This window comes from Rhodococcus sp. NPDC059968, assembly GCF_042738615.1.
In the GTDB taxonomy this organism is placed as follows: Bacteria; Actinomycetota; Actinomycetes; order Mycobacteriales; family Mycobacteriaceae; genus Rhodococcus_F.
The window spans coordinates 1-20,691 of record NZ_JBHWUE010000137.1 but is presented as its reverse complement, the minus strand read 5'-3'; the positions used below and the strand labels follow the sequence as shown (position 1 = coordinate 20,691).

Annotated in this window: 17 protein-coding genes and 3 pseudogenes; 11 read left to right on the top strand and 9 right to left on the bottom strand. The window is 66.7% G+C overall.

Translation table 11 applies throughout. The annotated features are described in order from the left end of the window. The first annotated feature begins 259 nt into the window (after positions 1-259). The 4 genes and pseudogenes from ACFWAY_RS48485 to ACFWAY_RS48470 form a co-directional block, all read left to right on the top strand. A complete protein-coding gene (locus ACFWAY_RS48485; RefSeq protein ID WP_378515780.1) occupies positions 260-400 on the top strand; it encodes a hypothetical protein in 141 nt (46 codons plus the stop codon). Between the two features lie 248 nt (positions 401-648). Continuing rightward, positions 649-1,110, top strand: coding sequence for a pyridoxamine 5'-phosphate oxidase family protein (locus tag ACFWAY_RS48480; protein WP_378515779.1), 462 nt, complete (start codon positions 649-651; stop codon positions 1,108-1,110). A 1,145-nt stretch (positions 1,111-2,255) separates the two neighbouring features. Beyond that, on the top strand, positions 2,256-3,599 hold the full coding sequence (gdhA, locus tag ACFWAY_RS48475; RefSeq protein WP_378515781.1) for an NADP-specific glutamate dehydrogenase: 1,344 nt from the start codon (positions 2,256-2,258) through the stop codon (positions 3,597-3,599). Between the two features lie 288 nt (positions 3,600-3,887). Beyond that, a pseudogene (locus tag ACFWAY_RS48470) lies at positions 3,888-4,064 on the top strand (type II toxin-antitoxin system YoeB family toxin); the annotation flags it as partial. 607 nt (positions 4,065-4,671) lie between these two features. On the opposite strand, the gene ACFWAY_RS48465 reads toward ACFWAY_RS48470, so the two are convergent. The 4 genes and pseudogenes from ACFWAY_RS48465 to ACFWAY_RS48450 all read right to left on the bottom strand — a co-directional run bounded on the left by ACFWAY_RS48465 (position 4,672) and on the right by ACFWAY_RS48450 (position 8,033). Beyond that, the gene (locus ACFWAY_RS48465; RefSeq protein WP_378515778.1) at positions 4,672-5,421 is read right to left on the bottom strand and encodes a TetR/AcrR family transcriptional regulator; all 750 of its coding nucleotides are present in this window, start codon (positions 5,419-5,421) and stop codon (positions 4,672-4,674) included. A gap of 146 nt (positions 5,422-5,567) precedes the next feature. After that, the gene (gene mihF / locus ACFWAY_RS48460) at positions 5,568-5,882 is read right to left on the bottom strand and encodes an integration host factor, actinobacterial type (RefSeq protein WP_378515777.1); all 315 of its coding nucleotides are present in this window, start codon (positions 5,880-5,882) and stop codon (positions 5,568-5,570) included. A 444-nt stretch (positions 5,883-6,326) separates the two neighbouring features. After that, positions 6,327-7,171 (bottom strand): annotated as a pseudogene (ygiD, locus tag ACFWAY_RS48455) (4,5-DOPA dioxygenase extradiol). Positions 7,172-7,469: 298 nt separating this feature from the next. Further along, positions 7,470-8,033, bottom strand: coding sequence for an NADPH-dependent FMN reductase (locus tag ACFWAY_RS48450; protein ID WP_378515776.1), 564 nt, complete (start codon positions 8,031-8,033; stop codon positions 7,470-7,472). Positions 8,034-8,376: 343 nt separating this feature from the next. Between ACFWAY_RS48450 and ACFWAY_RS48445 the strand changes: the two genes are divergently transcribed. The 3 genes from ACFWAY_RS48445 (at position 8,377) to ACFWAY_RS48435 (ending at position 11,943) form a co-directional block, all read left to right on the top strand. Further along, a complete protein-coding gene (locus ACFWAY_RS48445; RefSeq protein WP_378515775.1) occupies positions 8,377-9,051 on the top strand; it encodes a trimeric intracellular cation channel family protein in 675 nt (224 codons plus the stop codon). Further along, positions 9,051-10,307 carry a M20 family metallopeptidase gene (locus ACFWAY_RS48440; protein WP_378515774.1) on the top strand — a complete coding sequence of 419 codons (1,257 nt, stop codon included), beginning with the start codon at positions 9,051-9,053 and terminating at the stop codon, positions 10,305-10,307. Before ACFWAY_RS48445 ends, ACFWAY_RS48440 begins: the two co-directional genes overlap by 1 nt. Positions 10,308-10,890: 583 nt before the next feature. Further along, complete coding sequence (locus ACFWAY_RS48435) at positions 10,891-11,943, top strand: SEC-C metal-binding domain-containing protein (protein WP_378515773.1); 1,053 nt, start codon at positions 10,891-10,893, stop codon at positions 11,941-11,943. Positions 11,944-12,481: 538 nt separating this feature from the next. On the opposite strand, the gene ACFWAY_RS48430 is transcribed toward ACFWAY_RS48435, so the two are convergent. The 4 genes from ACFWAY_RS48430 to ACFWAY_RS48415 all read right to left on the bottom strand — a co-directional run bounded on the left by ACFWAY_RS48430 (position 12,482) and on the right by ACFWAY_RS48415 (position 15,332). After that, entirely contained in the window at positions 12,482-12,994 is a 513-nt protein-coding gene (locus ACFWAY_RS48430) for a helicase associated domain-containing protein (RefSeq protein ID WP_378515772.1), read from the bottom strand. Positions 12,995-13,475: 481 nt separating this feature from the next. Then, complete coding sequence (locus tag ACFWAY_RS48425; protein WP_378515771.1) at positions 13,476-13,946, bottom strand: hypothetical protein; 471 nt, start codon at positions 13,944-13,946, stop codon at positions 13,476-13,478. A 137-nt stretch (positions 13,947-14,083) separates the two neighbouring features. Then, entirely contained in the window at positions 14,084-14,731 is a 648-nt protein-coding gene (locus ACFWAY_RS48420) for an RES family NAD+ phosphorylase (RefSeq protein WP_378515770.1), read from the bottom strand. A 4-nt stretch (positions 14,732-14,735) separates the two neighbouring features. Next, on the bottom strand, positions 14,736-15,332 hold the full coding sequence (locus ACFWAY_RS48415; protein ID WP_378515769.1) for a hypothetical protein: 597 nt from the start codon (positions 15,330-15,332) through the stop codon (positions 14,736-14,738). Between the two features lie 279 nt (positions 15,333-15,611). Here ACFWAY_RS48415 and betT point away from each other — a divergent pair, with 279 nt between their 5' ends. Beyond that, positions 15,612-17,912, top strand: a complete 2,301-nt coding sequence (gene betT, locus ACFWAY_RS48410) for a choline BCCT transporter BetT (protein ID WP_378515768.1) — start codon at positions 15,612-15,614, stop codon at positions 17,910-17,912. Between the two features lie 142 nt (positions 17,913-18,054). Next, a pseudogene (locus ACFWAY_RS48405) lies at positions 18,055-18,267 on the top strand (ArsR family transcriptional regulator); the annotation flags it as partial. 556 nt (positions 18,268-18,823) lie between these two features. Here ACFWAY_RS48405 and ACFWAY_RS48400 read toward each other — a convergent pair. Next, the gene (locus ACFWAY_RS48400) at positions 18,824-18,985 is read right to left on the bottom strand and encodes a hypothetical protein (RefSeq protein ID WP_378515767.1); all 162 of its coding nucleotides are present in this window, start codon (positions 18,983-18,985) and stop codon (positions 18,824-18,826) included. Between the two features lie 223 nt (positions 18,986-19,208). Between ACFWAY_RS48400 and ACFWAY_RS48395 the strand changes: the two genes are divergently transcribed. Continuing rightward, positions 19,209-19,370, top strand: a complete 162-nt coding sequence (locus ACFWAY_RS48395) for a hypothetical protein (protein ID WP_378515766.1) — start codon at positions 19,209-19,211, stop codon at positions 19,368-19,370. A gap of 364 nt (positions 19,371-19,734) precedes the next feature. Further along, the coding region (locus tag ACFWAY_RS48390) for an MFS transporter (protein ID WP_378515765.1) at positions 19,735-20,691 on the top strand (957 nt) is incomplete at its 3' end.

Below are 20,691 nucleotides of genomic sequence, written 5' to 3'. Positions count from 1 at the left end.
ACCACCGACCTGCACCGACACCTCGAACGACTCGACCACCACGACCGAACCCTGCAAGCGGCATAACCCCCGACGAATTAGCGAATCAGACCACTAAGTCGCGCCGGCGCCCGCAGACTTTCGCAGAGGCATCCGTGGCGACAGCGGGTACAGCGAAGTAGAGACGGCTCCGCCGCTCAGCTGACTATGCGTTTGTGAGCACGGGATCAAGCCCGCCGAAACATTGTCCGTCCATCACCACACCCGAAGGGAGGTTGACATGTACACCAACGTCGCACTGCTGCTGGGGTTGCTCGCCGGAGGAATCGGCGGCACCGCGGCCCTGCAGGCACTTCTGAGGCGGCCCGGCAGAGCGAGCCATAGGGCATCCTCGGTGATCCACTTGGGCCATGTCTCCTAATTGGTGTACGGGTGCATCATCGCGGGTGGAATGTCTACCTGACGGTGAAGACCCCAAGCCTGCGAAAGGCTGTCGCGGTGGATCCATAGTCGCTACGACCGCGATCTCGGTCGCTGAGACGCCGAACAGTGCGACCAACACGCAATTCACCCTGAACAGCAGAAATGGCGCCCACGGTGTGAGTGTCACCGCAGGCGACCATTGCGAGTGCCAGCGTGGTGACCAGGAGCAGAGGGCTTGATGTGCAGATGCGGGCGTCACTTCGTCGCTCTCAGGTGGACGTTACAGTGACGATTCCGGCCGGCGCCACCGACCAACCCCGCATCCGCGCGGTCGTAAGCGGTAGGCCGTGCGGTGCGCGAGAGGCAGGGGATACCAGTGATGACGTTGTGCCCTGTCTCGACCGGTGTAGCGCGAGAATGCTGGAAACGTCGGAGGGCCCTGCGACCAGGACGGGACACCAAGGACTCTCGCCCGGCACCGTCTCGCACCACCGCGGACGGGCCCCTCACCGCCGGGAGTGCCTGGGCCTTCTGCGGTCGGTCCCCGTCGGCCGGTTGGTCTACACCGAGGACGCGCTCCCTGCGGTGCGCCCGGTCCCGTTCGCCGCCCCAGGCGGACAGTTCGTCATCCCCACCAGTGACAATCCGTGGTTCGACCGCTTCGAAGCACCGTCCTCGGTCTCGAGGTCGGGACTATCGCGTCGTTGACGCGCTCGGGCCGGTCGGTTCTCGCGATCAGCCGATCCGGGCTGTCGTCCGGCACGGACGGCCTCGACGGATTCGACGACCCCGCGCGCTCGGGAGTGCCGCTCCCGGGGACTGCTACCTCGTCATCGATATCGGGTCGCTCAGCGGCCACCGCATCACCTGCCCCGCTCGCAGGCGACCACCGCTGGCAGACCGGCGACTATTTCGATGTTCCGGGGGTAAATAGAAGGTGGGCGAGTTCGGCAAATGCCTTGGGTGCGGGCGGCGCCCCGAGATGAGGCACGTAGGCGCCGAGGCCAGTTGCGCTGAGTGCTTATTCCGATGCGGGCCGCAATGATGATGTGCGGATCCGCTGAGATGCCAACGGTTTCGGATGGCGTGGTGATGTGCAGCCAGGGACTCGGGCAATGGAATGTGGTCCCAATGCTTCGGACGGTAGCGGAATGTGTGGCCTGCTTTGTCGATCTGCACGGGATGTCGACCTATGGGTTTCGCACGTGGTCGTGCGCTGACGGCGGTTGTTGCGCTTTCTAGGGCTCTCTAGCGGCCGCAGAGGTTCCAGAGGGTGTGTCGGGGTGGGCGTGGGATCCGGATCGCCTGCAGTCCGTCGTACCTGCTCAGCGCATCCGGATCGTCGCCCGCTCGGTTGTCGTGGAAGTCCGACCGGGCACCGGTGCTGATCGATCGTGTCGTTCCCTCTGGTAGGCGGTGGGGATGTTCCAGAGGGTCCTGGTCCCGTATCGGCTGGTGCACCAGCACCCGCTCCCACCCCAGCCGGGCCGCTCGACGGAGCGTTCTCACCGACCCACCGACTATGGTCTCCGTCGATCACAGACCTCACCTGGATCTCCGCGCCGGTGTGTGGGACGTTCGGGGTCGATTCCTCCGGGCGTCAGGTAGACAATCGATGTCAGTGGTGTGGCGAGGTTCGGGACCGTAGCCTCGTGGGTTGATGTCGGATCTTCGGGTTCGATTCCTGTGATGAGTCCGTTGGGACGCCGAGTGGGACCGCTGCGATGATCGTCGTGGTGCTTGTCGATGTGTTGGGCTGGTGTGACGAATGCCGGGAGTCCGCTGGGTGCGGCATCGTCGATCCATTAAGCGTAGGTTTCGCCCGTCGCTGAGCGCAGAGAGTCGGGTGGGTGATGCGAGCGCGTGATCGGGTGGCCGAGATCTTCCGGCAGGTCACCCTCCGCAACGCCGGCGAACCGGAGTTCCTGCAGGCCGCGGCCGAGGTGTTCGAGTCGGTGCAGATCGTTCTCGATCGTCATCCGAACTATGCGGACGCGGGCCTGATCGAGCGGCTGTGCGAGCCGGAACGGCAGATCATCTTCCGCGTGCCCTGGGTCGATGATCGCGCCAACGTGCACGTCAACCGTGGTTTCCGGGTGCAGTACAACAGTGTGCTCGGTCCCTGTAAGGGCGGTCTACGCTTCCATCCGAGCGTGAATCTGGGCATCGTGAAGTTCCTCGGCTTCGAGCAGATCTTCAAGAACGCGCTGACCGGTCTGCCGATCGGCGGCGGCAAGGGCGGCTCCGACTTCGACCCCAAGGGGCGTTCGGACGCGGAGGTCATGCGGTTCTGTCAGTCGTTCATGACCGAATTGCACCGGCACGTCGGTGAGTACACCGACGTGCCGGCCGGGGACATCGGTGTCGGCGGTCGCGAGATCGGGTATCTGTTCGGCCAGTACAAACGGCTGACCAACTCCTACGAGTCGGGGGTCCTGACCGGCAAGGGACTGACCTGGGGCGGTTCCCAGGTCCGCAAGGAGGCCACCGGCTACGGCGTCGCGTACTTCGTCGCCGAGATGGCCCGGGCGCGAGGTGCCGATCTGGCGGGTCGCAGGGTCGTCGTCTCCGGATCCGGCAACGTCGCGATCTACGCGATCGAGAAGGTCCAGCAGCTCGGCGGCATCGTGCTTGCGTGCTCGGATTCCTCCGGCTACGTCGTGGACGGCCGCGGCGTCGACCTCGATCTGCTCAGGGAGGTCAAGGAGGTGCGGCGTGGGCGGATCTGCGACTACGCCCAGGCGCAGTCGCGGGCGACGTACGTGGGGGGCGGGTCCATCTGGGACGTCCCGTGTGACGTCGCCCTCCCGTGTGCCACTCAGAACGAGCTCGATGATGCCGCCGCTCGGACATTGGTGCGCAACGGGGTTCGCGCCGTCGCCGAGGGTGCGAACATGCCCACCACGCCGCAGGGGATCCAGGTCTTCCGCGACGCGGGTGTCGCCTTCGCGCCCGGCAAGGCCGTGAACGCCGGGGGCGTCGCCACCTCCGCGCTCGAGATGCAGCAGAACGCCTCCCGCGACTCGTGGAGCTTCGACTACACCGATGAGCGCCTGGCCGCAATCATGCGCGGGATCCACCAACGCACCGTGGAGACGGCCGACGAGTACGGAATGCCCGGTGACTATGTGCACGGTGCCAACATCGCCGGGTTCGTGAAGGTCGCCGACGCGATGTTCGCGCTCGGTGTCATCTGAGTACGGGGGAGCGTGCCGGTGCCACTGCCCACGGTCTGTGGTGTGGTGCCGCGGGATCTTGGTGTGGCGGACGGTGGTGATCGAGTCCGGTGTCGACGGACCACCACCGGGAGTTGCGCGAGTTGCGTTTACCCAGCCCGTGGGGCGGCGGGGCGCGGTAGGTCCGAACCATGGTGTACGCCGAGGGGAGGGGCAACCGGCCGCGGTCTCAAGCGATAAAGCGTTTTTTTCGGTGACTTCACCGCGCCGGGTTGCCGCCTTCGCCGTCGAGGGGGGTACACCGATTGGTCGGTCACCGACCGCAGGGTTCTGAAGAAGATCAACGACCTGATCACGGAGATCAAACGGTCACCCTACGGGGGCATCGGGAAAACCGGAATGCCTTCGCCACATAGAGGGAAACGTCTGGTCGCGGCGCATCACGATGCTGGGCACACGAATTCGCGGATATACATAGGGATCTGAAGTGGTGGGGAAGGGGTGCGGTGGTGGCATATTGCCGACCATGCCGAGATACAAGGCCTTGGTGCCGCCCACCGCCGGCACCAGCGTGGGCGCGCAGCCCGGTGCCGGCCCGGGCGCCGCCCACACCTCCGTCGTCGGCCCACCGGCACACGCGGGCGGGCTCGGCTGCGGTCATCGGGACGCGACGCACCATATAGTGCGCGCGACAATCTCCCCGTATGTGCGAATCGCCGGACCGGATGATGTGAACCGGCGAGCCGGGGATCAGCGTACCGATCGCCGAGGGGTGGCGACCCGGCACGAAACCCACGAAATCCTGGCCGGGCGAGCCATATTCCGCATCGACGTGTCGTACTCGCGAGTAACATTCGGGGTGCGTATGCTCCGGGGAGCATCGACGAACCCCCACCGACGATCGGTGCAGAAACCCCGCCGCACCCCCCGGTCGGCGGGGTTTCGTTTTGCCGGCGGCAAGATCGATCACGAGCTGGTGATCCGCTCAGGAAAAAGCCGCGCTGGTTTGCCGTCCGAGGTGACGTGTCAGGTCCGGCGACACCAACTGCGGGGGTGACGGCACGCACGTGCCGCGCATTCACCTTCTCCGAACTCATCGGCGACGATATCGGGTATCGGGGTAACCTTTTCGGATCTGTGTGTCGCTGCTCCGCCCGTAGCCTGGACTGTGGATGGCTGGTCCGCGGGTGCGGTGTACCGGGACGGACATGACTCGTCGGGCGGCAAACTTCCGGAGGTACTGTGCTTTCGCCGGGTCGGTGAGCGCCGGCAGCAGTAGCCGCCAAACCACCGCCATCGAGTGGGGCAGGTCGATGGCGGTGGCGGTGGTGTGCAGGCGGACCCCGTAGGCGATCTCCACCAGGAGGGGGCCGAGTTCGTCCGGGTCGGTGTCCTTGTGCACATCACCCTCGACGATCGCCCGACTCAGCAGTTGCCGGCACTGCGCACTCCAGGTGTCGAAGATGCTGAGGTGGGCGGTGCCTCGATAGTCGCCGATCTCGAGGAGCAACCGAAACGCGGCACGGATCGCCGGGTCACCTTGCCCGTAACCGGCCAGGGCATAGGAGAATTCGATGAGCGCTTCGGCGGCACGGTTATGCGCACCCATCCGCTGTGCGCAGCCGGACTGGAATCGAGCAAACCCCTCGTCGATCACCGCGCGGGCAAGGTTTTCCTTCGTCGTGAAGTGGAAGTACAGACAGCCACGCGAGGTATCGGTGATGTTGCGCAGGGCCGCGTGCACGTAACCGTGTCGGGCGAATTCTTCGCCCGCACGCTGCAACACGGCGGTGCGTGTCAGCTGCGCCTGCTTCCGGGTGGCGATATCGGCTCTTCTCTTCATAGGGGACTGACGAGGTGCCGCCCGCGGGCGAGGGAAGGGACCCGCGGCCGCGAGAGGCGGGGCTGCCCTCGCCCGAAGGGTGGCGAGAGGTTGGCGAGAGGGCCCTCGCCGGATGCGCTGGTGTGGCAGGGCGGGGTGCGCCCGGATCAGGCGTCGGCTGCGTGGATCAGGGCCTGGCGCTGGTTGGCGCCGAGTCCACCGATCCGTCGGGTCTCGGCGATCGACAACTCTTCGAGGAGTTCCGCGGCTTTCACCGGTCCGACGCCGGGGAGTGCCTTGAGCAGGGCAGTCACCTTCGTCTTCTTCACGGTGTCGTCGGTTTCGGCTTTGGCGAGGACTGCGGCGATGCTCAGCTCGCCGGATTTCACGGCGGAGAGGAGTTCGCTACGCGCTTTGCGGGCTTCGGCGGCCTTCGCCAGTGCCTCGGCGCGTTGTTCCGGGGTCAGGACAGGCAATGCCATGAGGTGCTCCTTGCTGCGGTGTTCGGCCAGATCGCCTGGCCGGCTGTGGTGATGATCGTGCCAGGTGCGGCCATGACGATGTGCGCGTGGACCGGGCGCGTCGTGTACGGCTCATGGCCGCAGGGCGTGCACGCGGATGCTCCGGGGTGCGGATCTGGGCTCTGCGCGGCCCTCTCGCCGACCGGCCGGCAGGTGAGCTGAGGGGTGGTAGCAGGGCTGCCGGTCCCGACTGGTCACCGCACCGTCGATCCGGAGGCCAGCCTGGCGACCGAGACCGCGACCGCCGCCGGCGCGTTCGTGTGCCTGGTGGCCGGGGGATGGTGGCCGGGGATGGGGAGGGGGTTTCGCCGACGGCATCGAGCGGGTGGGGTGCGGAATCCCGTGACGAGGTAGCTGTTCCGTTCGGTGTCGGTTGTGCCCTTCGGTGGTGGTGTTCGGCTGCTCTCAGATGTTGGAGGCGTCTGGTGGGAGTTCTGCCGGTGGCAGTGGGGATCCACCCAATTCGGTCGTGGTCGGGCAGGAGAGATCGAGGGTGTAGGCGGTCATCGACAGTGAGCCGTAGGCGTAGCCGTCGACCAGGACATCGATGTCGGGTTTCGGTGAGGCCGCTGCCAGCCCGGCCAGATACACGGCGGGAATGAAGTGGTCCGGAGTCGGTACTGCCTGGGTGAAGTCGCGGTGGGCGTCGAGTGCCGCGAACTCGGTGGGGTTGGTGAGCATACGGGTCTTGGCGTCTTCGTTGAATCGCCTGGCCCAGTCGTAACCGTCGTCGGCGAGTGTCCAGTTCATGCCGCGGAGGTTGTGGACGACGTTGCCGCTTGCTATGACGAGTATGCCGCGCTCGCGCAGCGGGGCCAGCTTCGCACCGAGCTCGAGGTGGTAGTCCAGTGGCTTGTCCGCGTTGATGCTCAGTTGGACGACGGGGATGGTGGCGTCGGGGAAGGCGTGGACGAGTACGGACCAGGTGCCGTGGTCGATTCCCCAGCTGTCGAGATCGGCACCGATCCAGGTGGGGTGGACGGTGTCGCTGATCTCGGTGGCGAGTTCGGGCAGTCCGGGTGCGGGGTATTGCACGTCGAACAACTCTGGGGGAATCCGTAGAAGTCGTGGATGGTGCGCGGGCTCGGCATGGCGGTGACCGCGGTCGCGTTGATGTACCAGTGCGCGCTGACGACCAGGATCGCGCGGGGGCGGGGCACCGCCTGCCCGAACGCCTTCCATGCGGCGGTGTAGCGGTTGACCTCGATTGCGTTCATCGGGTTGCCGTGTCCGATGAACGCGGCCGGCATCACCGGGTTCGGATTGCTGCCTGTCTCTGCGTTCACGGGTTGTCGCCCTTCTCCAGTCCGAGGCACTGTCATTGTCCTCGACTCTCTCGCGTGGCGGTGACCCGCCACGCCGGCGCGATTCGACCCACCGATCGGAGTCGTACTATCGGTTGTTCGTCGCCCCGTCTCGCGTGTCCGTCGGCGATTGCCGTTCCGGGCGTTCACCTGTGGCCGTGTGATGGTGGACGGGGGTATTGCTTTTGAGGGACCTGGTTCCGGGAACCGGGGGTGACGTACGCAGAGGAGTTTCCCGCCGATGTCAGCGCGGTAGAACGGTGAGGACTCGGTGGATGTGATTGCGGAACTCGGTCATGTAGTTGCGCAGGAATTCCTCGGTGGAGGCGTTGTGTATGGTGCCGTCGTCGCCGAACACCTCGGTTGTGTAGTGGATGTAGGCCTCCGGGGCGGTCATTTGCCGGGCGTTGCAGAAGCTGAGCACCGCCCGCAGGCTCTGTTGGCCGACGGCCGTGCCGATCGCGCCGATGGAGGCGCCGATCACGGCGGCGGGGATGTGGTCGAACGAGTTCTGGCCCCACGGACGTGACGCCCAGTCGATCGCGTTCTTCAGCGCCCCCGGGATGGAGCGGTTGTACTCGGGCGAGACGAACAGCACAGCATCGACCCCAGAAATGGCGTCCTTGAGCGCGGTGCCCTCGGGCGGGTAGTGGGTGTCGTAGTCCTGACTGTAGAGCGGCAGGTCCCGGATCGGGATTTCGGCGAACGCGAGATCGTCGGGGGCTACCCGGATCAGCGCCTTCGCCAGGATCCGGTTGATCGAGGTGGACGAAAGGCTGCCGATGAAGTAGCCGACCTTGTAGCTCATGGTTGTTCCACCCTTCTACCGTTGCTGATTTCCGACGATCGCAACTCGGCGCGTGTCACGTCGATCGGCACCGGTCCGTTGGTGGCGTCGGCGATGGTCCGGCGTCCCATCGCCGTGCCGTCGGTGTCGCCGGGCACCGCTCACGGCAGGCCGGACGGGTGTTGTCTCCAATTCGGATGTCCGAAATGCTTCGGCTCACGGAGTTGGCGCTGAACCATCCGATCGTAGGCCCGCCGCCGGGGAGCGTGGGGGTGGTTCGATGAGATCACTGGGTTTCGCGGCTGACGCGGTTATCGTGCGAAGGGACTCGTGGTTCGCGCCGTGGCCGGAGAGGATCAGTGTGATGGCGACTGTGTCCGCGTCGGTGCCGGACCTGTTTCGGGCGCTCGATCTGACCGGTGTGTTCGCCAACGCACTGCTCGGTGGCGCGGTCGCGCGCAGTCTGCGGTTCGACCTGGTCGGGTTCGCGGCGTTGGCGATCGTGTCGGGGCTCGGCGGCGGCATCATCCGTGACACGTTGCTGCAGCGGGGCACGCCGGTGGCGTTGACCGACTACGCGTACTTGATGACGGCGTTGATCGGTGCGGTGGTCGCGTTCGTAGTGCGGTTCGAGGGACACGGCTGGGATCGGGTGTTCCCGTTCGTGGACGCGCTGGCGCTGGGTTGCTGGGCTGCGGCCGGTGCGCAAAAGACCCTGACGGTGGGGTTGGGCTGGTTGCCGGCGGTGCTGTTGGGCACGGTGACCGCGGTCGGCGGCGGAGCCGTACGGGACATCGCGGTGGGCCGGATCCCCGCGGTGTTCGGTGGGAACACCCTGTACGCGACGTGCGCGCTGATCGCCAGTGGCACACTGGTGCTCGTCCAATACTCCGGATACCCACAGGCGGGGCTGGTCGCGGCGACGGCGGTCGGCGCGCTGTTGTGCCTGCTCGCGCGCTGGCGGGGCTGGATGCTGCCGGAACAGATCGCCTGGCGGCGTCCCGACCGTGTCCGGCATCGCCGGCGGAGGGAAAAGTGATGGCCACGAATGTGCGTAGCGAGGCGGTGTTGACCGGGCTGGCCGGCATCCGGGGCTGGCAGGAGGAGCTCTACCGGGATCTGCACCAGCATCCGGAACTCTCGCACCAGGAGCACCGCACCGCCGGCATCGTCGCGGAGCGGCTCCGCGCCGCCGGGTTCTCGGTGCACGAAAGGATCGGCGGCACCGGCGTGGTCGGGGTGCTGAACAACGGGGACGGCCCGGCCGTGCTGCTGCGGGCGGACATGGACGCCCTGCCCATCCGGGAGGCGACCGGACTGCCCTACGCCAGCACCGCAACCGTGGCCGATGCGGCCGGGAACGAGGTGCCGGTGATGCACGCCTGCGGCCACGACGTGCACGTCGCCTGCCTGCTCGGCGCCGCCCAGCTGTTCGCCGACGCCGCCGAGCACTGGAGCGGCACCGTGGTCACCGTGTTCCAGCCGGCCGAGGAGGTCGGCGACGGCGCCCGGACGATGATCGACGACGGTCTGGGTGAGCTGGTGCCGAAGTTCGATGTGGCGCTGGCCCAGCATGTGCTGCCCGCCCCGGCCGGGGTCGTCGGCACCCATTCGGGGCCGGTGCTGTCCGCGGCGGACAGCATGCGGATCACCGTCCACGGCCGGGGTGGGCACGGATCCATGCCGCAGGCCACGGTCGACCCGGTGGTGTTGGCCGCGATGATCGTGATCCGGTTGCAGACCGTCATCTCCCGCGAGACTGCGCCGGGGGAGGCGGCGGTGCTCACCGTCGGCCACATTTCGGCGGGGACCAAGAGCAACGTCATCGCCGACCATGCGGTGCTCGAGCTCAACGTCCGGACGTACGGTGACGCGACCCGCACCGCGATTCTCGATGCCATCCGCCGGATCGTGGTCGCCGAATGCCAGGCGTCCGGGTCACCCAAGGACCCGGAGTTCGAGTTGTTCGACCGGTTCCCGCCCACCGTCAACGACCCCGACACCACCGAACGGGTCGCGGCCGCCTTTGCCGCGCACTTCGGTGACCGCAGCCGGGCGATGCCGTTGCAGACCGCGAGCGAGGACTTCAGCGACATCCCGTCCGCCCTCGGTGTTCCGTACACGTATTGGGGGTTCGGCGGCATCGACCCCGACATCTACCGCACGGCAGAGGAGGCCGGGCGGGTGTCGGAGGATGTTCCGGTCAATCATTCGGCGAGTTTCGCCCCGGTGATCCAACCCACCCTCGACACCGGCACCGAGGCCCTCGTCGTCGCCGCCCTGGCCTGGCTGTGACACAACCGAGCACCAGTTGCTTCCGCCATTTGATTACCCTGATCCCGGGAGGTGGCTCGAACGCTCCTCTGGTGCGCCCCCGACTTCAGTAGCTGTCGGAGCCGAGGCGCAACAGTGCCGATCGCCCCGATAGACGCGCCGATCACGGCGGCGGGATGAGGTCGAATGAGTTCCGGCGCCCGTGGACGTGACCGCCAGTCGATCGCGTTCTTCAGCGGCTCCGGGGATTGGGCGGTTGTACTCGGGTCAGACGAACAGCACGACGGGTGACCCCGGAATTCGTGTCCTCGACCGGTCCGAGCGCCGCGCCGGAGCCTCGGGCGGGTAGTGAGCCGAGGCGGTCCCGATCGATCGTCATCGAAGCCAAGCCTGGCTATGGTTCACCCGTCGGCTTCTCCGGCGGTCGAGACCTTCGCGGTGTGACCACGCCGACCCGCATCCGTCGGATGACAAACCTACGCGCCGTGGCTGACGCTGTCGCTGCTGCTTCGTGACGAGTCCGACGCGTGTTCCCGCAGGTCATAACCACAGTCGAGTCACCTGCTCATGTTTCGGGCTGCGGACACTCGGGTAGGGTCACCGGATGGTTTCCGCGCAATCGCTCACTGCCGACGATCTGGAGAGGCTCGGTAACGACGCCCTTCACGTGGAGGATCCACTGGCAATAGCGACCGGGTTGGTTGCGGCGGTCGAGGAGCACCGACTCGACGATCGGGCCGACGAGGGGTTCGCGCTGCTGCTCGCGGCCGAGATCCATGAGCGCGCGGGGAATCTCGACGCAGCGCTTCAGCTGTCCGGGCGAGGTGTGGAGGCGCAACGTGTGCACGGTGATCGCGCCGCGGTGTTTCCGGAGGCTTTCCACGCCGAGTTACTGCTGCGCCTGGGCCGAGAGGACGAGGGAATGTCGTGGTTGCAGCAGCTGCGACCGCTGCTGACCACCGACCTGGACGCGGCCGAGTGTGTGCCGCAGGCGTTGATCGACGGCGGCCATCCGGACGTGGCCGAACGATGGTTGACGGACGCGGTGCGCGAGGCGTTGACACGCCGGGCAGCCCTCGAGGCCCGCGGGCGCGGCCCGGGCTACACCGAGGCGGCGTCGATCGCGTTCCACCTGCTGCAGGTTCGTCACCATCTGCGTGGTGACCTCGGATTGCCGCACGATGCGCACGATCACCTCGCCGATGAGTTGCGCGACATCCTGGGCGACACGCTGGCGGCGGACACGGGCACGCCGCTGACCGTCTTGTATTGGCCGCAGCAGGAGTTCGCCGAACTAGTGGAACGCTGGCCGGGGTTGAGCGAGATCTACGGCGGCACCTGGGACGACTATCGGCAGCGGATCGAGATGGCCCTCACCGTCGCCGCGGAATCCGGATGTTCCGGGCTCGGGTTGTGTGCCGGCTCCGTCGATGGCCTTGTCGAGTTCGCCGGCCGTGAGAACCTCGACCCGATGGAGGAGGCGACCGGTGAGGACTATGCCGAGCATGCGGCGGCGCTCGCGCCGACACAGGTGTGGCCGCCCGGCCGGAACGAGACGTGCTGGTGCGGTTCCGGCCGCAAGTACAAGAAATGCTGCCTTCCACGAGCACGGAGCTGGCGAACCCCGGCCGCTCCCGAAGACACCATTGTGGGGTGATGTTCTCGTGGCCATGTCGATCGTTCGAAGAGCGATTCTTCGTCGACGAATTTGGTGAGGCCCGGAGGGCGGAATGGCGTCGCTGGTTTGTGGTGCGAGCCACTCGAAAGCCGCATCCGTTCCTGCGATTTCGACGTCCAAACCCGTCCGGGTAGCCATTTACGGGTGAGCCCGTTGCACGAGCGACTCGGCGGGGTGGTTCACGTCGACGTCGTGACTGGGTGTCCAGTCGAGTTGTGCTGAGCAAGTCGAGCGACAGTGCTGGCACGGTTGACTGAACTCGATGGCGGGCAATTCGATTCGGCGCGCCGGTAGGGGTGGCCGCCGGCGCCGGCACTGCCACCGGTCGGGAGCGGTGGAGTACTTCGGCCGCGGTACCGGGACGTAGTGGACACGGTGGTCACCGGGAACACCGCGTGCGTCGGCGGCTGGGTCGCAGATCCGCGGGACGTGGACGGGGGCGGTTCGCCGACCGAGTGCCGGGGCTCCTCGTGGGAGCCCGCGGCCACCCCTTCCTCGATCGGCGCCACGCGAGAAGTTATGCCGCCGTGCGAGGACCCCGGGGACGGGGCGCCGGTGACACCCCTAGCAATGCTAGCGGTGCTCGCTCCTCGTCCGGCAGGTTGTGTGCGCGCCACTTCTTCACAGCCCGATACAGCCACTGCCCCAACTGCTCGCCATCATCGGTGACGTAGTTGGCGGGCACCAGAGCGTCACCGTGCTCTTCGCGGTATGCGGCGATCGCCGTCAACATGCGCCGACGCTTCGAATCCGTCCTCGCGACCGCCGGGAGGGGTCGCCCGTTCTCGGCCCACACGAAACCGATCGCGTCGAGCTCGCTGATCCGGCTGGCCGGCAGTGTTCCGAGCATCCGGGCGACACGCTGACGGGTCTGCCACCGCCCGAGACGGTATCCGTTGTCGGTGACGTAGTCGTCCGGGACCGGAGACTGCGGGTGCGTGCGACGGAACGCTGCATATATCCGCAGCGGCGACAGTGATGCTCGGGCGTGCGCTGGTCGCATCGACATCGATCCTTCCGCGTCAATCATGAGGTCCGGTAGTCCAATCGTCGTTCATTCAAGTATGTCCACCACATCACATATATAACAGCACCCCGCCCTCACACTCGTGATGCAGTGCCTGCCCCGGAGGGGACATTCCTCGCGACGGGGTGTGCACCATCGCCGCGCCGGAAATCGTTCCGCAGAACTTCCGTGGAAGAGATTCAGGAGTCTTCCTCTTCCTCAACCGGTTTGAGACGAAGTGAGAAGGCGAGTAGGAGGCGTCGCGGGGTGTCGGATCGGCGATACCACCTCCGCGTGCTCGCATCCTGGTGCGCTGCGGCGCCGTCAACTGCTCGCTCGCGGCCACCGTCGCCACCGACGCCCGTCCGTCCGTCCGTCCGCTGTGGGACGTAGCCGGGGTATCGACTGAACACGACAGAACGCATCCAGCTTCAGCTGGGCTCGTTCGGCGGTGAGATCGTCGGACAGGGTGCTCCACCAACGCTCGGCAGCAGTAAGATTGGCCTTAACCGCCGCGCACTCCGTTGCGCCAGGGCGAGGATTGCGACCACGGCGTCGGCGACATCAGCAGATCCGCGGCGGCGTAAGTGGCGTGATCGCTCATCCGGCCCTGACGGTCGACATCGAACGTGACCATTCGGTAATGGGCCTGTGGTGGCCGGCCGCCGGGTGATTTTCTGGTTACGGAAAACAGCTGTCGCAGTAGCCATTCCCTGCCACCCGACGGTTCGCGCGAATCCCATGCCTGGGAAGCGGGCGGCCGGTAGACCTTTCCGGTCAGGCGGCGAAGCCGGGTCGGTTGGCCACGGCGTCGGCCGATTCCGCGTGCTTCAGGCTCGGACTGGATCGTGGCTTTCAGTGAAGTCGAGGAAGCGTGGGATCGTCTGTTCCGATTTGCCGACAGCAGATCGTGTCCGATGCCCGGGTAGATTTCGACCTCGACCGACCGGATGTGTTTCCGGGTGGCGGCCACCATCCGCATCACCGTCGAACTCAGCACACAAGACCAGAGCCCGACCCGTATGTTGGGTGCCGGGTCGCCTCGGTCGTGACCGCGGGATGTCCGCTCGACATCCCTGCCAGGTCCGAGATCGGCGAGGTGAGTGCGGTCGATCAGATCGTGGAGGCGAGGGTGGCGTTGTAGTGTGCCAGGATCCGTTCGACGAGAACCAGGCCCGCGGGGCTGTTCAGGTCCACGGAGGCACCGACGACATCGAGCGCGGGATGGGTCGGGTTGGCCGGATCGGTGGTGAGCATCCACGCGAATTGGTCCTCGTTGTGGCGGCACCGGTACACCAGTCCGTCGGCGGCGGGGGCTGCGGCGAAGAGGGCCCGGGCCCAGGTTCGGGTGTGCAGGTAGTCGGAGGGATCGGATTTGGTGAGCCAAGTGTCCTGGCCGACCGCGGACAGGTGCGGCCCGTGCAGGGCGATCACGGTGACGTCGGTGGTGACTGTGAGCCGGCTGAGCACCCGGCCGGCGATCCGGGCGCGCGGCACCAACCGGGGGCTCCCGGTCACGGCGAGGTCCCGGCACAGTGTTTCCGCGACCGCCGCCTCGGGCGAGTCCCCGAGGTAGGTGTAGGCGTAGTCACCGGTGAGGCTGTCGAAGCGGGCGCCGCCGGGAACGGTGGGCTGCGCCGTCGGATTCACCGCGTTGGCCCCATAGCTGCTGTGATGGATCCGCCACAGTTCGGTGCCCTGGGGAAGGGGGACGCGGACGGGTTTCCCGGTGAGATCGTGCGGGGGTGGTGCCGCGGGCACCGGCTCAGTCCGCCAGTAGGTCGCGGGCGATGGCCCGGACCTCCTCGTCATGTCCCTCGGTGGCGGCGAGGTCGGCGGGCGACTGCCCCTCGGTGAGCCACCCGGACGGGCTGAGCCACCAGGAGCTGACCCCCCACGGGTCGTGCTTGGCGTCGAGGATGTGGTTGATCTCCGCGACGAGTGGTCGCACCTTCGCGGTCGCCGCGTCGAATTGGAAACTGGGGTACAGGTAGCGGCCGCCGATCTCGTATCCGACGATGTCGCCGCGTTCGCGTAACCGGCTGGCGGGGCTGCGTCGGTTGCTGTCGCGTGAACGCAGCACGTCGGCGACATCGGCCGCCTCGAGGTGTGGGTGTTCGAAGATCGCCTGCCGCGCGGCGGTCTCGATCCGGGCCCGCGCGATCGATGCGGTCACCGCGTGCGCGGGCACTGCGGCGGCGATGGAGGCGCTGAGGGTGGGGCCGGAGGCGACCAGCGAGAGCAGGGTCTCTCGCACCGAGCTCATCGATTCCCGGTTCGTGACTTCTCGGGCGAGGAGGGTGAAGAACTCGCCATCGGGCAGGGCGCGTAGCTCCGCGCCGAGATCATGATCGATGCTCATGACATTTCCTCCGTTGCGACAGTACTGACAGTGTACTCTGTCGTCGTTTCTGTCGCACGACGAGTTGGTGTCGCCCGCATCTGCGTGGCCACCGACAGTGTCGAGCCCGGCAGTGGGTGCCTCCACTGCCGGTGCCCTTGCAGGCAGGCCTACCATGGGATGCCGTAAGGCGCCAGGAATCCCTGTGCCCACGCCGCACGCACCCACCGATGGACCGAGCCGATTCTCTCGTGCACGGGGACGACTGTGGCCAGTGTCCCCGGAGCCAAGGAGGATTGATTGACCGACGCAGAGGATGCCCACAGCGACCGCAACGAACCGCCGCAGCCGCGGATCGAGCGCAGCCAGTTCGGCGTACCCGAGCGGCGCAAGGATCCCGGCGCGGAGGCGACACGCCCGCCGATCTCCAAGTCCGAGTTGAGCAAGGGCCCGACCGAACTCGCCGAACACCGCGGCCCCCGGGTCAACTGGCGCGTCTTCATCATCTCGGCGGTCATCGTCCTGACGTTCTCGATCTGGGCGATGGTGGTCCCCACCCACGCCGCCGAAACCATGCACTCGGTCGTCACGTCGATCGCCACGAACCTCGGCTGGTTCTATGTCCTGACCGTTACCCTGGTCATGCTCTTCGTCCTGTGGGTGGCGTTCTCCAAGGAGGGCAGCGTCCGGCTCGGACCGGATCATTCCCGGCCCCAGTACAACTGGTTCACCTGGGTGGCCATGCTCTTTGCTGCCGGCGTGGGTATCGACATGCTGTTCTATTCGGTCACCGGGCCGATCACCCAGTACATCAGCCCGCCGTCGGTAACTCCGGAGTCCGCGGAAGCGGCCCAGGACGCGGTGGTCTGGACGATGTTCCATTACGGTGTCGCCGGCTGGTCCATCTACGCGCTGTTGGGCATGGCGATGGGGTATTTCGCCTACCGCTGGGGCATGCCGTTATCGATCCGGGCCGCTCTCTACCCGCTGCTGGGCAAGCGGGTCCGCGGAGTGACCGGTGATGTGATCGACATCTTCGCCCTCGTCGGCACGGTCTTCGGTGTTGCCACCTCGATGGGGATCGGCGTGATCCTGCTCAACGTGGGATTCGCCTCGCTTTTCGGGTTACCGGAGGGGCTCGCGCTGCAGATCGCGCTGGTGCTGGTTGCCGTCGTCATGACCGTGGCCGCGTGCACCTCGGGTGTGGACAAGGGCATCCGTGTGATTTCCGAGCTCAATCTGTGGGCCGCCGCCGCGATGATGCTGTACATCCTCGTCACCGGCAAGACCGCGTTCCTGCTCAACTCCATGGTCGAGAACATCGGCCGCTTCGCCTTCTCCCTGCCCGAGCGGACCCTGCAGACCTTCGCCTACGAGGGCGACGGTTCCGCGTGGATGGCCAGTTGGACCCTGTTCTTCTGGGCCTTCTGGCTGGCGTGGGGACCCTTCGTGGGACTGTTCCTGGCCCGGATCTCCCGTGGGCGCACCCTGCGCGAATTCGTCATCGCCGCCATTACCGCGCCGGTGCTGTGCGATTTCTTCATCGTGTCGATCTTCGGCAACAGTGCCATGCGCGAGGTCCTCGACGGCAACCGGGAATTTGCGCAGCTGGCCATCGACAGCCCCGAACACGGCTGGTACGCCCTGCTGGAGATGTTTCCGGGCGCACCGTTCCTCATCGGTCTGGCCACCCTGTCCGGTCTGTTGTTCTACCTCACCAGCGCCAACTCCGGTGCCCTGGTGATGTCGAACTTCTCCTCGTCGATCCCCGACCCGGCGGTGGACGGCGCGAAGTGGCTGCGGATCTTCTGGGCCCTGGTCACCGCGGTACTCACGGTCGCGATGCTCGTCGCGGGCGGCGTGACGACGATGGAGTACGCCACCCTCATCTTCGCGCTGCCGGTGACGATCATCGCCTACCTCGTGATGGCCTCCTTCTCCAAGGCCCTGAGGATGGAACGGGCCGAGCGGGAAGGTCAGATGCTGCGTCGCCGTTCGGTGGCCGTGCACGGTGGGCTGGCCCCGGAGAAGACGTGGCGGCAGCGACTGGGCAGCCTGAGGTCCTACCCGTCGAAGAAGGCGGTGGCCCAGTTCGCGGACCGAGTGGTCCATCCGGCGTTGCGCGATGTGGCCGACGAGTTCACCGAACTCGGGTACGAGGCAAGACTGACCACCACCCCGAACGCGGACACCGGCATCGCGCAGCACACGCTCGTCGTCAACATGGCCGAGCACCGCAACTTCCACTACCAGGTTGCCGCCGTCGAGGCACCGGTGCCGATGTTCGGTGGGCGCAGTGTGCCCCGGGAGATCGACGTCTACTACCGGCTGGAGGTGTTCACCCAGACCGGTTCGGAGGGCTACGACCTGATGGGGTTGACCCCACAGCAGGTCATCAATGACGTTCTGGACCGCTACGAGGCCCACCTCGGGTTCCTCCGTTACTCCAGTGAGCACGACTATGCCTCGGTGCTGACCCCGCCGGTGCCGACCACCCCGGAGGCGACCGCACAGATCCCCGTCACCGCGGACGACGTCGAGCGGATCGACAACGACCGGATCGACGACGAGCCGGTCGACGACGACGAGTCCGGCCGATAGCTCCCTCGGCACGCCGGCAGAGTTCGACGTGCCCACCCCGCCCTGCCCGGGCGCCCCGGCGCGGTCCCGGCCGCCGACCCGTCGGCGCGATCCGCCATCACAACCCGGGGCGCGCCTGCACAAGCTGCTCCTGCGGCCAGTTCTGCTTCGACCGTCCAGGCGGTTCACCGAGACGCACGCAGATGCGTTGTCGAAGGTCGAGTATGCGCTGTCCGATTCGACGCGCACCCGAGGTGTGGTGAGCGTGAGGCAGAAACCCGGGCACCCGTCCGAGCTGGCGGAGCCGATCGGGGTGTCTGGGCAGATCCTGTCGAACCACCTGGCCTGCCTGCGCGGGTGCGGGCCGGTGGTCGCCGGAGCGGACCGATGGCCGAAAGCGCCCGCTGCCCCGCCGGTCGGTGCGCCTGCCCGGCCTTGATTTCCCCGCGTGCACGAGGTGGCGGTGTCGGGGTTCCTGGGTGTGTCTTTCCGCGGGGTGGGTCATGTTCCCGGGGCGTTCGATGAGGGTGGGGTGGGTGGGGTCGTGGTGGGTCGCCGGGGATTTGGGTGAGTGTCCAGTCGCGGCGTTCGGTGAGGGCGCGGTGTAGGTGCTGTGTCCAGCGGCGGCGTTCGTCGCTCGTGCGATCGTGGGTGATCGTGATTCGCCGGGTCCACCTTTCGGGGATCCCGCGGTCGTTGATCGCCAGCCCGATGACGACCCGAAGGTCGGGATCGGGGGCACCGGTGACCACGATGCGGCCGGGTTCGCCGCCCATCTCCATCCGGCCCCCGAGCAGCGTGGCGACCGCTTCGGCCACCTCGAGCACGGACTCCGCCCCGACCACGTCGATGTAGTCGACTTCGGTCATCTCGGTCCTCCATTCCGCGCCTGCGGGGGTCGTACATCGCCGGCACCGTCGACGAAAATCACATCACGGACGTCGGTCGGCGGTTCCGGTCGGCCCGGTGGTCCGTAGTTCGAGGGTTGTGCGGCCGCGGGTGCCGCGTTCGGTGAGTTCGGTGGCCGCGATGTCGAGTAGGTCACGGGGTGGATGCGGTGGGTATAGGTCGAGCACCAGTCGGCGCGGTCCCATCGGCCCACGGTAGGTGCCGAGGACGATTCTGGTGGGCAGACCGGTGCCGTCCGGCGCCGTAGCGTTCGATTGGTGGTGTGGGGGTCGAAGGAGTGTTGTGCGTGGCGGCGGGAGGGGTGATGGTGGTCAGGGTTGTGCTGGTGTCGGCGGGGTGGTCTGCCTGGTGTTGGGTGGGGTATCCGGTGTCGCATTCGGGGTCGGGGTCGGGGTCGGGGTCGGTGTCATGACTGCGCCGGCGACGGTCGTGGTCGCGGTGACCACTGCCGGATTCCTCACGGCGGGTGCGGTGTTGATTGCTCGTGCTCACTCTCATCGACCCGAGCCGCCGCCGGTAAATCCGGTGATCGGCGTCGTGTCCGGCGTTCGGACCGATCAGGCGAAGTAGGTGCGGCGAGCGGGGCGCCGATTCCGGTCAGCGTGGTCTTCGGGGCGTGGGTGCCTCGCAATATCAGTACCGTCGGTGACCGTGAGCAGCAAGGGCAGCGGCGAGCCGATCGGGCGTTGGTCGCCGCCTACCACTCGGTAGGTTTGTCATCACTCGATGGGCCCCGTGACCACCACCCCTGAGCATCCGTGGCCACTCGGGCTTGAACGTGCAATTCCGCGGAAGTGGTTGGGTCGCAGTCGATGAAGCTCTCATGTGCGAGGCGATCGTCATGTGATGCTGATCTCGGACCAGGCGTATTTCGATTAGGACTGCTAAGTTCCCCTGCATGCGGAGTGAACGCTCCGCTTTGTTGGGAGTATTCATGAAAACCGCTTCGATGCGGACGCACTATCAGCTGACTTTTGCTGTCCTCACCATCGGTGTCGGGGCCTTTGCGCTTCTGCAGTCACTGGTGATGCCGGTGCTGCCCACCCTCGAGTCGGCGCTGGGCACGACACAGGCAAATGTGACGTGGGTGTTGACTGCCTACCTGTTGTCGGCGTCGATTTTCACCCCGGTCATGGGACGCCTCGGTGACATGCACGGCAAGAAGCGTGTGTTCGTGGTTGCCCTCGTCGCGCTGGCGGCGGGATCTCTGCTCGCGGCCCTGGCCACGTCGCTGCCGGTGATGATCGCCGCGCGGGTGATCCAGGGAATCGGCGGCGGTGTACTGCCCTTGGCGTTCGGCATCATCCGCGACGAGTTCCCGGAGGAGAAGGTGGTGGGAGCGGTTGGCGTCATCGCCGCGCTCACCGCGGTCGGCGCCGGTCTCGGCATCGTCCTCGCCGGTCCTATCGTGGCCGTGCTGAGTTACCACTGGCTCTTCTGGATTCCGCTGATCATGGTCGTGCTGGCCGGGTCGGCCGCGCAGATTCTGGTCCCCGAGTCCCCCGTTCGCACTGCCGGGAAGATCAATTGGCTCACCGCGCTGCTGCTGTCCGGGTGGCTGGTCGCGTTGTTGCTCGGGGTGAGTCAGGCGCCCGCGTGGGGGTGGGGTTCTCCGATCGTCGTCGGGCTACTCGTGGCTGCCGCGGTCATCGTGGTGACCTGGGTGGCGGTTGAATCGCGATCCGCCAACCCGCTGATCGACATGAAGATGATGCGAATCCGCAGCGTCTGGGCCGCCAACCTGTTGGCGCTGCTGATGGGGGTCGGCATGTACGCCGCATTCGGCTTCCTGCCGCAGTTTCTGCAGACACCCGCGTCCGCGGGATACGGCTTTGGTGCTTCGCTTACCGAGTCGGGTCTGATGCTGCTGCCCGTCAGCGTGGGCATGTTC